The 13,442-nt window shown below is 63.9% G+C and carries 12 protein-coding genes; 3 read left to right on the top strand and 9 right to left on the bottom strand.

Annotated elements, in window-relative coordinates; genetic code table 11:
* The first annotated feature begins 6 nt into the window (after nucleotides 1–6).
* The gene (locus tag V3587_RS25570) at nucleotides 7–1,377 is read left to right on the top strand and encodes a sulfatase family protein (RefSeq protein ID WP_283377340.1); all 1,371 of its coding nucleotides are present in this window, start codon (nucleotides 7–9) and stop codon (nucleotides 1,375–1,377) included.
* On the opposite strand, the gene cysC is transcribed toward V3587_RS25570, so the two are convergent.
* The 8 genes from cysC to V3587_RS25530 all read right to left on the bottom strand — a co-directional run bounded on the left by cysC (nucleotide 1,374) and on the right by V3587_RS25530 (nucleotide 8,461).
* A complete protein-coding gene (gene cysC / locus V3587_RS25565; protein ID WP_283377339.1) occupies nucleotides 1,374–3,254 on the bottom strand; it encodes an adenylyl-sulfate kinase in 1,881 nt (626 codons plus the stop codon). The genes V3587_RS25570 and cysC overlap by 4 nt on opposite strands.
* The gene (cysD, locus tag V3587_RS25560; RefSeq protein ID WP_047272728.1) at nucleotides 3,254–4,168 is read right to left on the bottom strand and encodes a sulfate adenylyltransferase subunit CysD; all 915 of its coding nucleotides are present in this window, start codon (nucleotides 4,166–4,168) and stop codon (nucleotides 3,254–3,256) included. The genes cysC and cysD overlap by 1 nt, the downstream gene beginning before the upstream one ends.
* Nucleotides 4,165–4,974 carry a trehalose 2-sulfotransferase gene (stf0, locus tag V3587_RS25555; protein WP_007735934.1) on the bottom strand — a complete coding sequence of 270 codons (810 nt, stop codon included), beginning with the start codon at nucleotides 4,972–4,974 and terminating at the stop codon, nucleotides 4,165–4,167. Before stf0 ends, cysD begins: the two co-directional genes overlap by 4 nt.
* Before the next feature lie 121 nt (nucleotides 4,975–5,095).
* Nucleotides 5,096–6,037: a copper resistance D family protein gene (locus tag V3587_RS25550; protein ID WP_007735936.1), complete on the bottom strand. Its 942-nt coding sequence runs from the start codon at nucleotides 6,035–6,037 to the stop codon at nucleotides 5,096–5,098.
* A 4-nt stretch (nucleotides 6,038–6,041) separates the two neighbouring features.
* On the bottom strand, nucleotides 6,042–6,560 hold the full coding sequence (locus tag V3587_RS25545; RefSeq protein WP_003944137.1) for a copper resistance CopC family protein: 519 nt from the start codon (nucleotides 6,558–6,560) through the stop codon (nucleotides 6,042–6,044).
* Complete coding sequence (locus V3587_RS25540) at nucleotides 6,560–7,228, bottom strand: YcnI family copper-binding membrane protein (RefSeq protein WP_042453253.1); 669 nt, start codon at nucleotides 7,226–7,228, stop codon at nucleotides 6,560–6,562. Before V3587_RS25540 ends, V3587_RS25545 begins: the two co-directional genes overlap by 1 nt.
* Nucleotides 7,229–7,277: 49 nt before the next feature.
* Nucleotides 7,278–7,793, bottom strand: coding sequence for a hypothetical protein (locus tag V3587_RS25535; RefSeq protein WP_003944165.1), 516 nt, complete (start codon nucleotides 7,791–7,793; stop codon nucleotides 7,278–7,280).
* Between the two features lie 14 nt (nucleotides 7,794–7,807).
* Nucleotides 7,808–8,461, bottom strand: coding sequence for a DUF6474 family protein (locus tag V3587_RS25530; RefSeq protein WP_003944178.1), 654 nt, complete (start codon nucleotides 8,459–8,461; stop codon nucleotides 7,808–7,810).
* A 124-nt stretch (nucleotides 8,462–8,585) separates the two neighbouring features.
* On the opposite strand from V3587_RS25530, the gene V3587_RS25525 reads away from it, so the two are divergent.
* Together V3587_RS25525 and V3587_RS25520 are read left to right on the top strand one after the other, a co-directional pair.
* The gene (locus V3587_RS25525) at nucleotides 8,586–10,142 is read left to right on the top strand and encodes a TM0106 family RecB-like putative nuclease (RefSeq protein WP_283377364.1); all 1,557 of its coding nucleotides are present in this window, start codon (nucleotides 8,586–8,588) and stop codon (nucleotides 10,140–10,142) included.
* 138 nt (nucleotides 10,143–10,280) lie between these two features.
* Nucleotides 10,281–12,608, top strand: coding sequence for a putative bifunctional diguanylate cyclase/phosphodiesterase (locus V3587_RS25520; protein ID WP_283377338.1), 2,328 nt, complete (start codon nucleotides 10,281–10,283; stop codon nucleotides 12,606–12,608).
* A 55-nt stretch (nucleotides 12,609–12,663) separates the two neighbouring features.
* On the opposite strand, the gene V3587_RS25515 is transcribed toward V3587_RS25520, so the two are convergent.
* A complete protein-coding gene (locus tag V3587_RS25515; protein ID WP_003944195.1) occupies nucleotides 12,664–13,431 on the bottom strand; it encodes an SDR family NAD(P)-dependent oxidoreductase in 768 nt (255 codons plus the stop codon).
* Nucleotides 13,432–13,442: the final 11 nt, after the last annotated feature.

Genomic DNA, 13,442 nt, shown 5'->3' with positions numbered 1-13,442 from the left:
GCCCACGTGTCGGCTGCGCGAGATAACGTCCTGATCATTCATTGGCACGACCTGGGGCGGCACCTCGCGAGTTACGGTGTCGCCGGGGTCAACAGCCCCCATCTCGACCGGCTGGCGGCAGAAGGCATCCGGTTCACCGACGCACACGCGACGGCGCCGCTGTGCTCGCCTTCGCGCGGATCGCTCTTCTCGGGCAGGTATCCGCACAACAACGGTCTGATCGGGTTGGCGCACCACGGCTGGGAGTACCACGCGGAGGTGCAGACGCTCCCGCAGATCCTCTCCGACAACGGTTGGTACACCTCGCTGTTCGGCATGCAGCACGAGACTGCGTATCCGAAGCGACTGGGCTATCACGAGTACGACGTCACCAACTCGTTCTGCGACTACGTGGTTCCGCGTGCCCAGAACTGGCTACGACGCTTCCCGCCCGAGCCGTTCCTGCTCACCACGGGATTCTTCGAAACGCATCGCCCGTACCCCGCCGATCGCTATACCCCGGCGGACACCGCAGCCCTGGAGGTCCCCGGATACCTTCCGGACGTGCCACAGGTGCGCGAGGATCTGGCCGAATTCCACGGCAGCGTAGAGGTGGCCGACGCCGCGGTGGGGGAACTGCTCGCGACCCTCGAGGAAGAGGGGCTCGACGAGAACACCTGGGTCTTCTTCCTCACTGATCACGGCGCGGCGTTCCCGCGCGCCAAGTCGACGCTCTACGCCCCGGGCACCGGTATTGCCTTGATCGCTCGGCCTCCCGCGCGGTATCGCAGTGGCGGAAAGGAATACGAGACACTGTTCAGCGGTGTGGACCTCGTTCCGACCATTCTCGATCTGCTCGGAATCGACGTCCCCCCCGAGGTGGAAGGGCGCTCGCACGCCGATGCCCTCGTCGACCGCGGAACTGAACCGTCCGAACCCGTTCGTACTTCCCTGTTCACGGAGAAGACCTTTCACGACAGCTTCGATCCCATTCGTGCGGTGCGAACCAAGGACTACAGCTACATCGAGAACTACGCCGTCCGCCCGGCTCTGGATCTACCGCTCGACATCGAGGACAGTCTTTCCGGAAAAGCGCTCGGCACCGAGCATCTTGCGGTACGCGCACCCCGGGAGCTGTACGACCTCCGTGCCGACCCGGACGAGAAGATCAATCTGATCGATCGACCGGAAGTCTCGGCAATACAGGCGGAATTGTCCTCGCAGCTTCACACGTGGCGCGCCGAAACCGACGATCGTCTCCCGGACGAGGCATTGGGAAGCGCGATGGCGGTGCACCGCATGGCGGCGTACCTCGAGAAGATCGGTGTCCGACCCAACGTGCGGTCCGCCTACAGTGCGGACCGCGGTTACCTCGAGTCGGACACCGAAAACCCCTAGGGCCTTGCGGCTTCGCGCTCCTCCAACAATGCGATGACCCGCTCGACCAGTTCGTTGATGTCAGCGCCGGTTGTGTCGAATGCCAGGTCCGGGTCCTCCGGCGTCTCGTAAGGCGCGTCGATTCCGGTGAGCCCCTTCAGTTCACCCGCCCGCGCACGTGCGTACAGGCCCTTGGGATCTCGACGTTCGCATTCTTCGACGGGAGTGGTGACGGCAACTTCGAGGAAGGTGAGTCCGGCAGCTTCGTTGAGAGCGCGCGCAATCGCTCGATCCGAACGCAGCGGCGAAACCATCGACGCGATCGCCACCACGCCGGCGTCGGCGAACAGTCGAGTGAGATGCCCGACGCGTCGGATGTTCTCGGCTCGGTCTCCCGGCGAGAACCCGAGATCGTCGGAGATACCGTGGCGGACGTTGTCACCGTCCAGGAGATACGCGGTGCGTCCCGCGTCGACGAGCGCACGTTCGACAGCGACTGCGACGGTGGATTTTCCGGAGGCAGGCAGGCCGGTCAGCCAGATCGTCGCGCCCTTCTGGGTGGTAGACGCCCACCGCCGTTGACGTTCGAGTGCGGACGGATGCCACTTGATGTCGTTGCGGGTCTGCTCGCCGGGAACGACGACGCGTGGTTCGAGAATGGTGCCTGCGCCGACGGTGTCGTTGCTCTGCTCGTCGATCAGGATGAAGGCGCCAGAGTCCCGATTGTGGTCGTAGGTGTCGGCGACCACCACGGAACTGGTTCGGAGCGTGACCGTTCCGATATCGTTGAGTCCCAGTTCGACAGGGCTGTCCTGCTCGTCGAGCGTTTCAGGATCGAGACGGGTGTGCAGTTCTTGGACGGTCGCTCGCACGGTCCGGGACGTGTGTTTGAGCGCTATCCGATCGCCCGCGCGCAACGGTGTGTTGGACAACCAGCAGATCGTGGCTTCGAGTTCTCGGGCCAGAACCGGCAAATGAGCCTGCGCACCGCCGCTGACCAGAACGTCGCCACGTCCGACGTCGATGTCGTCGGCCAGTTCCACCGAAACCGACAGTGGTGCAACGGCAGTACTGCGGTTGTCGTCGAGAGTGTCCAGACTGATCACGGTGCTCTTCGATCCGGACGGCAGGACCACTACCTCGTCTCCGACGCTCAGTGTGCCTGCCGAAATCCGGCCGGTGTACCGGCGACGATTCTGCGGATCGGGGCGCGAAACCCATTGCACGGGAAGCCGAAGCTCCTCGATGTGCGTCGCGGGCGCATGGAGTTCGACGCCTTCGAGGTACTCGAGGAGCGTCGGCCCCTCGTACCACGCGGTGTTCTCGGACCGCGTCACGACATTGTCGCCGGCTTTCGCGGAGACCGGTATGGCGAGTACGTCCTCGCGTCCGACTTGCCGTGCCAAGGCCCGCAATTCTTCCTGCACCTGAGCGAATCTCGCTTCGTCGAAGTCCACCAGATCGATCTTGTTCACCACGGCTACAAGGTTCGGAACACCGAGCAGTGCGGCGATTCTGGCGTGCCGGCGCGTCTGACGCAGCACGCCGGTCCTCGCGTCGACCAGCAGGACCGCTACGTGAGCATTGGATGCTCCGGTGAACATGTTGCGCGTGTAGCGTTCGTGCCCCGGGGTGTCGGCAAGTACGTAACTTCTGGTCGGAGTGGAGAAGAATCGGTACGCGACGTCGATCGTGATGCCCCGTTCACGCTCGGCACGTAGTCCGTCGGAGAGTGCAGCCAGGTCGGCGACACCGTGCTCGTCGGTCACGGAATCGAGGTGATCGGTTGGCAGACTGTCGGTGTCATGCAACAGTCGGCCGATCAGCGTGCTCTTGCCGTCGTCGACGCTACCCGCCGTTGCCAGCCGCAGGAGTTGGCGAGTGATGGTGGTCGTCATCAGAAGTAGCCCTCACGCTTTCGGTCTTCCATCGCGGCGACCGACGTTCGGTCGTCTGCGCGAGTCTCGCCTCGTTCGGAAACCGTCGCGGCCGAGATTTCGGTGACGACGTCGTCGATGGTGGTGGCGTGCGATCGAACGGCGCCGGTGATGGTCAGATCGCCGACGGTTCGATATCGCACCCACTCGGTCGTTGCCGCGGCGTTCTCGGCGTCGGTGCTGAATTCGGAAGCAGCGAGGAGCATTCCGTCACGCTCGAATACCCTCCGCTGGTGCGCGAAATAGATGGACGGCAGTTCCAGTTCCTCTTGGGCTATGTAGCGCCAGATGTCGAGTTCGGTCCAGTTGCTCAGCGGAAAGACACGAACGGACTCGCCGCGTCTGATCCGACCGTTGTAGAGCGACCACGGTTCGGCCCGTTGCGCTCGCGGGTCCCACTGGCCGAACTCGTCACGGAAGCTGAGGACTCTTTCCTTGGCGCGCGCACGTTCCTCGTCCCGGCGGGCGCCGCCGAACGCGGCGTCGAACCTTCCAGCTTCGAGAGCGTCGAGCAGGGTTCTGGTCTGCAGGCGGTTTCGCGATCCGCTGGTCTCGGTCGACTCCTGCACTCTGCCCTGGTCGATCGAATCCTGAACGGAAGCAACCAGAAGTGTGTGCCCGCCCTCCTTGATTCGGCGGTCGCGAAATTCGATGACCTCCTCGAAATTGTGACCGGTGTCGACGTGCAGGACCGGGAAAGGGAGTGGGGAGGGCCGAAACGCCTTCTCGGCCAGACGAAGCAGGACTATCGAGTCCTTGCCGGCCGAGAAGAGCAGTACCGGTCTCTCGAGTTCTGCCACCACCTCTCGAATGATGTGGACCGCTTCGGATTCGAGAACTCGGAGTTCGTCGACGACATCGGTGACGGTGCTCATGTGACGGGATATCCGTTCTGTTCGGCGTCGATGCGATAACGCTGCACCCATTCGCGGGATCGTCCGTCGCTCTGACGACGCAGCGGCGGTGGCGGGGCCAGTTGTCCGTCGAGGCCGAGGGAGATGAGGGTTTTTGCGACCACGGACTGCGGGTCTTCGGTGAGATCGCGGAACCCGACTTCGATGGGAGAGATGTCCTCTTCCTCGAACCAGCGCTTCCATTGGCGTTCCTGCTCACCGAGAATCGTCACCAGGTGCGCGATTCCGACTGCGTTGTACTGCGCACCGTCCGAGAGATTCGGTGGAGTCGCGTCGTCGCGCCAAACCTGTGTCTGCACGGCGCGCCACATCGACACAGCTTGAGCGACGACATCTTCTCGATAGACGTGGATGAACTGCAGGTCGTGATCGAGGGTGTCGTGGAGTGCAGAACGTAGGTCCGTCCCACTGCGCCAGGGCAATCCGGCCGCGCGATCGAGTAGGAGCGGCGTCTGGTTCCACATCAGCTTGCCACCCCAGACTCCGTTGGGGGTTCGGCCGAGTTCGAGAAGTTGTGTGCGCCACTGTTCGGAGGTGCGAGTGTCCGGCGTGCCCGGGTGGAACGGGGCTAGCAGACCCAGGACGGACTCGTCCGTGACGTCTTCGAACCACTGCCTCGGTTGCGGCGATCGCGAGGTCTCGGGGAGGTACTGGAAGAACTCTTCCGGCTCACCCGCGACCCCGGTTGCTCGCAGGGATTCGACCAGCAAAGTACTGCCGCTGCGCTGCGAAGCGCAGACGAGAAACGAGCGTTGGGCCTCCGTCATGCGAGCAACGCTAAGGGGGCCGGAAACCGCCGCAAGCTGGGAAAATAAACTCACGTAGAGGTTAAATCTCGACGTGAAACGTTAAATGTGCGGGTCACGAAATGTCGCGCTGAGGCACGTCTTACGCAGTTGTCGCAAGGGCCGCGGCAAGCCCGAATGCGATGGCCATGAAGACAACTTCACCGATGGCGCGACGCAGGGATCCGTCCGAACTCATGCGGTGTGCAGCGCTCGCGACCACCCATGTCCGGCGCCACCACCATCCCAGGGCGACGAGCAGTCCGATCGCCACGATCTTGGCGAGGATCACCCGGCCGTATGCGGTGTCGTAGAAGGCGGAGAGTGAGTCGAGTCGCACGACGGCGTTGACGATACCGGTGACGACCAGCGCGAGGACGCATCGCCAGGCGAGAGCGGAGTACTTGGGCAACCAGATCGCCCAGGCACCGCGCGACGGTACGGCAAGCGCGAGTGCGGCGAGCACGCCGAACCACAAGGCCGCAGCGAGGACGTGAACGGCGTCGAGGATCGATCCGAAGCTCTGCTGCGCCATGTGCCCGGTGATCGGGCGGGCAGCGAGCGCCAACGCGGAGACGACCAATGCCGGTGCGACGGGCACCGTCTCGGGATTGGTGAATCCGTAGATGCCGTAACAGACGACGGCAAACGCGCACGCGATGATCGCGACGCCGACGCGGCCGACGTTGACCTCGGAGACGAATGCGCCGAAGTGCCCGATGGTCAGCGAGGTGACCGGGGCGCCGTCGGCCGCTGCGGCATTGAGCACGAGGAGCGTGATCTCGGCGACGAGCCACACTGCTGCCACCGCGGTGAGCTGAGTCCACATGACGGCGGGGGATGTTGCCGGGCGGCGTTCACTGCGGCCCATCCAGGCGAGAGTCGCGATGCCGAGCGTCAACGAACCACATCCGATCGCGAGAACGCGGACCGTGCTCGACGATTCGGGTCCCGACGGGCTGGCGAGGCCCCAGGCGATCAGGACTCCCAGCAGAGCTGTGGGTACGGCAAACAGCAACCACCACCTGTTTGCCGTACCCGTCACGCGATCAGCTCGACTTCGGCTTACGGAGCACGAAGAACAGCGCACCGCCGAACACGACGACGCCGGCGACGATGAAGATCCACACCGGCATGCTGCCGGACTCCGACTCACCCGTACTCGACGCGGCGGCAGCGCCGGGAGTGCCCGACCCCGCCTCGGTGAGGGTGAACGTCAGGGTTCCGTTGACGGGGTGACCGTCAGCGGAGGTGACGCGGTACGCGATGGTGTAGACGCCGGTCGGCCCGAGATCGCCGAGGTCTGCACTGACAGTGGGTCCTTCGACGGACGGATCGCTCTTGGTCCAGAGGTTGCCGTCGGGACCGGTGACGGTCAGCGCCGCGAACTGTGCCTGCAGAGCCTCGTTGAACGTGACCGAAACCGTGTCAGGCGCAACCTGAATGGACGCACCGTTTTCCGGGTTGGAGCCGACCACCGCGGAGTGTGCACTGGCCGTGCCCATTCCGAGCATCGTGGCCAGCATCGCGAGCATGCCGACGGCGATGACCTTGATCCGGGTACTCATCAGCGCTTGCTCCTGACCAGTGCGCCGAGGCCGAGTGCAGCGCCCAACGCGCCGAGCACCAGGCCGACGCCGCCGAGCCAGCGCGCGGTGTTGTCTGACGAAGAAGATTCGGAAGCAGCGGACGTCTCGGCAGTGTTATCGGCAGAGGGGGCTCCGTGGGCATCGCCGGTGGATGCGGCGAGAGTCAGCGTCGGCGCGGGCTTGTCCGGCTCGCTGCCGTCGGCAAGCTCTTCCTGATCCCAGTTGACGACGTTGCCGTCGCTGTACGTCTGCACGGCCTTGAACTCGACCTCTTCCTGCTCGGGCAGCGGGCCGGCGGAAAGGACGAACTGCTGGAACTGGCCGGGGGCGATTCCGACGCCGGGGTCGGCGGTCCACGTCACGGACTTGGCGACCAACGAGGTGGGGTCCTTCTCCACGACGGCGGTCCAGCCGGGCATCGGTTCGGTGCGTGCCGACTTGAGGTCGGGGAGCGCCACCGTCAGTTTGGTGGTCGAAGCGGTGTCGGATTCGGTGGGCACGCGGAACGTGAGAACGGAGTATCCGCCCTGCGCAGCTCCTGGTGCGACGACGCTGACGTGTGCTGAAGCAATTCCGGCGGCCAGCAGCACGGCGCTGCCGGTAGCGACGGTCGTGACAACCGCGCGCGAAATCAGGGTGTTCTTCATGTCGGGAAGTGTCCTCTTGGTCTGGTGAAGGGGGGCATTCTACGAATCTTCAGACCAGGGCAGGAGGACCGCGCCGCGAGATGCTGGCGCGAAGTAGAGCGTCGACAGGTCCGTGATGGATTCCGGTCGAGACGGTGTGGCCGCGAGAAGTGACAGCGGCGGGAGCCAGAGACGCCAGGACGACGTGGAGAGCGTGGGTGACAACGCGGTAGAGGCGCTCGGCGGCCAGGACCGCCACCGCACAAGCGACGGTGGCACCGGCGTGAGCACCGAGCATCACCAATCCCGGAGCGGGCGAATGAGCGTGCTCGGAGAGCGTCATGGTGGTGTGCGCGGCGAGCTGACCCAGACCCAGAGCAACGATCAAGGCAGCGGGCCCCCGAGAGAGGGCGGGAAGGGTGGCCGTCACGGCGCCGACGGTTGCGCAGACGGCGAGCAACAGGGTCAGCGACGACGACTGTGGCAGCTCGCCTCCGCCGATCCCGTGCGCGGCGACAGCGAGAGCAGCCGAAGCGGAACCGACAGCTGTCCCCCGGAGGGTCGCGGTCTGCTCGGCTGCTCTCACTGGAGTTCTCAGGTCTAGCGCACGCCGAGACGTGCGAGCAGATCTGCTTCGACGCCGTCGAGTTCGGAAGAAATCGCCTGGTGAGCTGCTTTACGGCGAGCCTGCGGCATCTGCTCGGCAGCGCGAACTGCCGTGCTGAGGTCGCCGAGGCGCTCACGGATGGCGGCGGCGAAACGCTGCGTCTCCGCGTCGTCGGGCTTGCGGCTGAGGATCTCGGTGACCGAGCTCTCGGCGCCGGCGATACGAGCGCTCAACTTCGCGCCGTGACCGGTGTAGTCACCGAGCTGGTCGACGGCGATGCCCATCTTCTGTGCACGCGTGGTGTCGAGCTGGGCGCGCACCGCCGTGGCTGCGCGGTAAGCGATCGGCAGGAGAACGGGGGCAAGCAGACGTGCCACTCCCAGGTACTTACGCACCTTGGCGACGGTCAGGCCCTGATTCGCAGCGGCCTTCTCCTGCGCCTTCAGGGTCGCGATCTGCGCCTTTTCGATCTTGTGCTGTGACTCGATCTCGGCTTTCTCCAGCTTCTTGAGCGACTTGGTCTCGACCTTGTCGCGCTTACGCTGGCTCTTGGCGTTGAGCTTCGCCTCGACCTCAGCCTTGTGCTTGAGAGCCTTTGCCTCCGCCTTGCGGGTGGCACGAGACTTTCGCTTCTTGAACAACCCCATCGAAAAGGACCCCGTTTCCAGGTGTTTGTGTGTTGCCAGGTACCTGCGCTTCGGCTTCAGCCTAGGGGAGCACATAATCTTCGTCATCGTGTGTTCCGTTAACAACCCCGCGCCCCAGCTCCCGATCATCGATTCGGGGGCGTTGACCCGATGCCGTCATCGGGTGCGTCTGGACGGGTTGTTTCCCGGGAAATCGGCTTCGGAACCCGTCGACACCGGCGTCAAGCAGCGCCAGGACGCCGCGATCGCGAAGCGCGCGGAGATCGCCGAACTCGTGATCGGCGCTGCTCCCGAGCGTTGGGTGAAGATCAACCCTGATCAATCGGCGTCGGCTCAGGCTCGCGACACCTTGGCTGCCTGTGAGGCCGGCGCGGACCGGATCTGGGGCGCGGTCTTGCCGGTCGAGCGCGACACCGGACGCAAGGGCCGCTGCGAAATGCTCATCCGTGACGACGAGGGTGGTGGGTACATCCCCGTCATTGTCGTCAATCACAAGGTGACCGATCCCGGCCAGGGCGCGATCACCTCGGGGCTCTTCGAATGGGAGCCCGCGGCCGATCCCAAACGCAAGGTCCGCAGTCAGGTCCGCGATCAGATGCGCGTCGCGCAGGTCTATCGGATGCTCGAGCGTCGTGGGCTGGCGAGCCCGTCGCTGACGGCAGGCGCGATCGGATACAACGGAGACTGCATCCTCGTCCACGACCTCAGCGCGATTCTCGACGATTACGACGAGCGTTTCGCCGACCGTATCGCTGTGGCCCGCGGTGAGGTGCTGACGTCTCCGTCACAGGTGAGCGAGTGCAAGTCGTGCCCGTGGTGGACCGAATGCAAGCAGGAATTGGTCCGCAACCGCGACGTCAGCCTCGTCGCTGTCGGATCGCGGGCCGAGCTTCTGCGCGACGTGGGCTGCAACACGATCGATCAGCTGGCCGCCTGGGACGGTGAGCCGCTCGAGGATTGGCCGCACGGAAATTTCGACGACGCAGTAGTGATCGCCAAGGCGTGGTTGGCAGATGCTCCGTTGGTGCGGCGGTTCGAGAAGATCTCGGTGACTCGGGCGGACATCGAGATCGACGTCGACATGGAGAGCTATCAGGAGCACGGCGCGTACCTGTGGGGGACGTTGCTCAATGTCGGTGGCTTCTCGATGTATCGAGGATTTGCGACGTGGGATCCGCTGCCGACGCGTGACGAGGCGCGGTCGTTCGCAGAGTTCTGGGGCTGGCTGATGGCGGAGCGTGCCGCGGCCGCTGCTTCGGGTAAAACCTTTGCCGCATACTGTTATTCGCGTTCAGCCGAGGATAAGTGGTTGTTGGACTCGTCGCGCAGGTTTGCCGGTGAACCCGGGATTCCGAGTAAGGACGAGATTCGCGAGTTCATCGACAGTCCGCAGTGGGTCGACATTTATCAAGCAGTGAGTGATCAGTTCATCTGCCCGAACGGCAAGGGGCTCAAGAAGATTGCGCCCGTCGCCGGCTTCAACTGGCGTGACGCCGAGGCCGGTGGTGAAGCGTCGATGGCGTGGTACCGCGAGGCGGTCGGCTACGACGGTGAGCCGGACGAGACGCAGCGGACACGCATCCTGCAGTACAACGAGGACGACGTCATTGCCACCAAGGTCCTCCGTGAGTGGATGACGGACCGCGCGGAGAAGGAAATTCCGCTGGCTTCCGAGTTGTAGCGCTGATCCGTTCTGTCGCGATTGTCTGAAACATCCTATTGAACAGTATGTTTCAACTCGTAGTTTCTCGTCATCGTGTGTCCGGAACCCGCATCCGCGCTACCTTCATCTGGTCGGCTCCACGATGGGGGGTGTTGCATGCTGAGCAGGCTGACTTCGAGTGCGAGCGAGGCCGAACTGTCTGACGTCGAGCGGCGCGACCTCTTCGCACGCCAGATACTGCAGGTGACGACGGTCGCGCCACTGGCCAACATGGTCAATGTACTCAGCGTGTGCGCTTTGCTTGTGTATGTCATACCCCCCGGTCACAACGAGTTTCGGGTGATCTGGGGTTCTGCGGCCTTCTTGGTCGTCCTCAATTCGGTGCGCGTCTGGATACCGCGAGTCGTCCTGAAGGGCCGGTACACGCCCAAACATACGACGAGGTACGACTACTGGGCGCTCATGCTCGAGGTGATCCTGCTCGGGCTTCTGCTTGTCGTTCTCGCCGCCGCGATGCTTCCCGTGACGGACAACTCGCGAAAGCTTGTGCTTATAGCGACATTCGCCGGAGTCATGGGCGCCGGCGCCGTAGCATTGTCGACGGTTCGGTCGATAGCGGTAGCGTGGATTCTGGTGCACAGCATCGGATTGCTCGTCGTTATCCTGCCCAAGAGAACTACGGAATATGCTGTCCTCTCGTTCCAGTTGGTCGTGTACTCGGTGACACTGATTATCGGCGTCGTGTACCTCTGGGCGTCGTTCCGAAGTCGTTGTCTCGCCGAGTTCGAGGCTGCTGCCGAGCGCCAGACGGTCAGTTTGCTTCTCGACGATTTCGAGGGTGGGTCACGCGACTGGCTGTGGGAAGTCGACACCACCGGGACGTTGTCGCACACCTCCGCTCGGCTGTCGCAGATCTCGGGAGTTCCCGTCTCCGACCTGCGAACCCTGTCGCTGCGCGGATTGTTGGATCGGCTCGACGTGGGTTCGACGAAGAGTGGCCGAGCCGCGGTCCAGGTCATCGGAGATCACCTCGACCGCCTCATGCCGTTTCGAGAGGTCGTCATTCCCGTTCGTGTCGACGGCGTCGACCGATGGTGGTCTCTGTCGGGTCATCCCAGGCTATCCGAGGCCACGGAGTTCGTGGGTTGGCGAGGCGTGGGCTCGGACATCACCGAGAAGTACAACTACGAGCGGCGAATTCTGTGGCTTGCTGCAACCGACGGACTGACCGGGCTCCCGAATCGCCGGACGTTCGGCTCGGAGCTGTCCGACGCGCTCGGCACCGTCCGAACCGGCGAGGAAGTCCTTGTCGGAATCCTCGACCTGGACAATTTCAAGTCGGTGAACGACACGTTAGGGCACCCTGTCGGTGACAAATTGTTGATTTCCGTTGCTGCACGGCTCAATCGGGTGGTCGACGGCGCCATGTGTGCGCGAATCGGTGGTGACGAATTCGGCGTCGTCTTGCGGGGAACAGGGGACGGCGGAGAGGTGTTCGCTCGCTATCTGGATGCATTGCGTGAGCCGTTTTACGTGCGGGGGAATCGCATCGAGGTTCGTGCATCGATCGGCTATGCCGGCGCACCCGCAGATTCCGAAGACGCGGACACGCTTGTCATGTCCGCCGACCTGGCGCTGTATGCGGCAAAATCCGCCGGCAAGAACCGGGTAGGAAGATACTCACCGGTGCTGCGGGCGCGGGCCAGGGAGCGAGCATCGGCCCTGCAAGAACTTGGGCTTGCGATCGAGTCTCGGCAGTTCGAGTTGTACTACCAACCGCAGGTTCGTGCGGACACCGGCCGCGTCGAGGGTTTCGAGGCACTGCTTCGCTGGAATCACCCGGTGCGGGGCGTGCTTGCACCGCACATTTTCATCGATGTCGCGGAGGAGACCGGCCTGATAGTCCCTCTGGGGCTTCAAGTACTGAACATGGCGTGCGCCGAAGCCGCGACGTGGCCCGACGACACTTACGTGACGGTGAACGTCTCTCCGGTGCAACTGATGTCGTCCGGGTTCGGATCGGCCGTGAACGATGCGCTGGAGGCAAGCGGTCTTTCCGGCAAACGGCTTCAGCTGGAAATCACAGAGACGGGAGCAGTGGAGGAGCTTGCCGTCGCCGAGTTGGATCGCCTGCGTGCCACCGGAATTGCGATTGCCCTGGACGACTTCGGAACCGGCTATTCGTCTTTCGAGAGTTTGAAGAAACTGCCGTTGGACATTCTGAAAATCGACCGGTCGTTCATCACCGAACTGAGCGAGGGTGATTCGGCAGTTGTCACTTCGGTGGTCGAGGTGGCGAAGGCGCTCGGTATGCAGTCATTGGCGGAAGGCGTGGAGACGGCCGACCAGCTGAGGCTCTTGCTTACCGCCGGTTGCGAATTGGTTCAGGGTTACTACGTCAGCCGACCGATGCCGGCGAAGGAAGTAGCCGAGTACCTCAGCGCAACTGCCCACTCTAACGGTGGGTATTTTCATTCGTTCTGACAACTGTGCGCCTTTATTAACCGCGGGCGGTTAATAAAGGCGCACAGCAGGGAGGTTAGCGCGGCGCCATGCGCAGTGCGCCGTCCATGCGGATGGTCTCGCCGTTGAGGTAGTCGTGCTCGACGATCATCTGCGCGAGCTGCGCGTACTCGGACGGCTGGCCCAGGCGCGACGGGAACGGAACGCCGGCCTCGAGGCCCTTGCGGTACTCGTCGGTGACGCCTGCGAGCATCGGGGTGTCGATGATGCCGGGAGCGATCGTGTTGACGCGGATGCCGAACTGCGCAAGGTCACGGGCAGCCGGAACCGTCATGCCGTGCACGCCGCCCTTGGAGGCGGAGTACGCGATCTGGCCGATCTGGCCTTCGAAGGCAGCAACGGAAGCGGTGTTGATGACAACGCCGCGCTGGCCCGACTCGTCGACGGCCTCGGTCTTGGCGATGGCGTCGGCGGCCAGGCGCATGACGTTGAAGGTGCCGAGCAGGTTGACGGTGATGACCGTGCGGAACAGCTCGAGGTCGTGCGGACCCTTCTTGGACAGGATGCGTCCGGCCCAGCCGACACCGGCACAGTTGACGACGATGCGCAGCGGGGAGCCCGACTCGACGATCTGGTTGATCGCTGCTTCGACCTCTTCGCCGCTGGTCACGTCGGTGGGGATGAGGGTGACGCCGGCGGGGACGTTGTCGCCTGCGCGCTCGATCGACGCGGGCAGATCCAGGCCGAAGACGGTAGCGCCGGCGTCGGCGAGGCGCTTGGCTGTTGCGGCGCCGAGGCCTGATGCCGCTCCGGTGACCAGTGCTGCGGTTCCCTTGATTTCCACTTCGTGTGCTC

This window comes from Rhodococcus sp. IEGM 1306 (genome assembly GCF_036541985.1).
Lineage (GTDB): Bacteria > Actinomycetota > Actinomycetes > Mycobacteriales > Mycobacteriaceae > Rhodococcus_F > Rhodococcus_F qingshengii.
This window is presented reverse-complemented; position numbering and strand designations above follow the sequence as displayed.

Bases quoted from the DNA above. Each gene is read 5' to 3' on its own strand.
- stf0 (WP_007735934.1), bottom strand. From the start codon at position 4,974: ATGACGGAGGCCCAACGCTCGTTTCTCGTCTGCGCTTCGCAGCGCAGC.
- V3587_RS25545 (WP_003944137.1), bottom strand. From the start codon at position 6,560: ATGAGTACCCGGATCAAGGTCATCGCCGTCGGCATGCTCGCGATGCTG.
- cysC (WP_283377339.1), bottom strand. From the start codon at position 3,254: ATGACGACCACCATCACTCGCCAACTCCTGCGGCTGGCAACGGCGGGT.
- V3587_RS25530 (WP_003944178.1), bottom strand. From the start codon at position 8,461: ATGGGGTTGTTCAAGAAGCGAAAGTCTCGTGCCACCCGCAAGGCGGAG.
- cysD (WP_047272728.1), bottom strand. From the start codon at position 4,168: ATGAGCACCGTCACCGATGTCGTCGACGAACTCCGAGTTCTCGAATCC.
- V3587_RS25520 (WP_283377338.1), top strand. From the start codon at position 10,281: ATGCTGAGCAGGCTGACTTCGAGTGCGAGCGAGGCCGAACTGTCTGAC.
- V3587_RS25540 (WP_042453253.1), bottom strand. From the start codon at position 7,228: ATGAAGAACACCCTGATTTCGCGCGCGGTTGTCACGACCGTCGCTACC.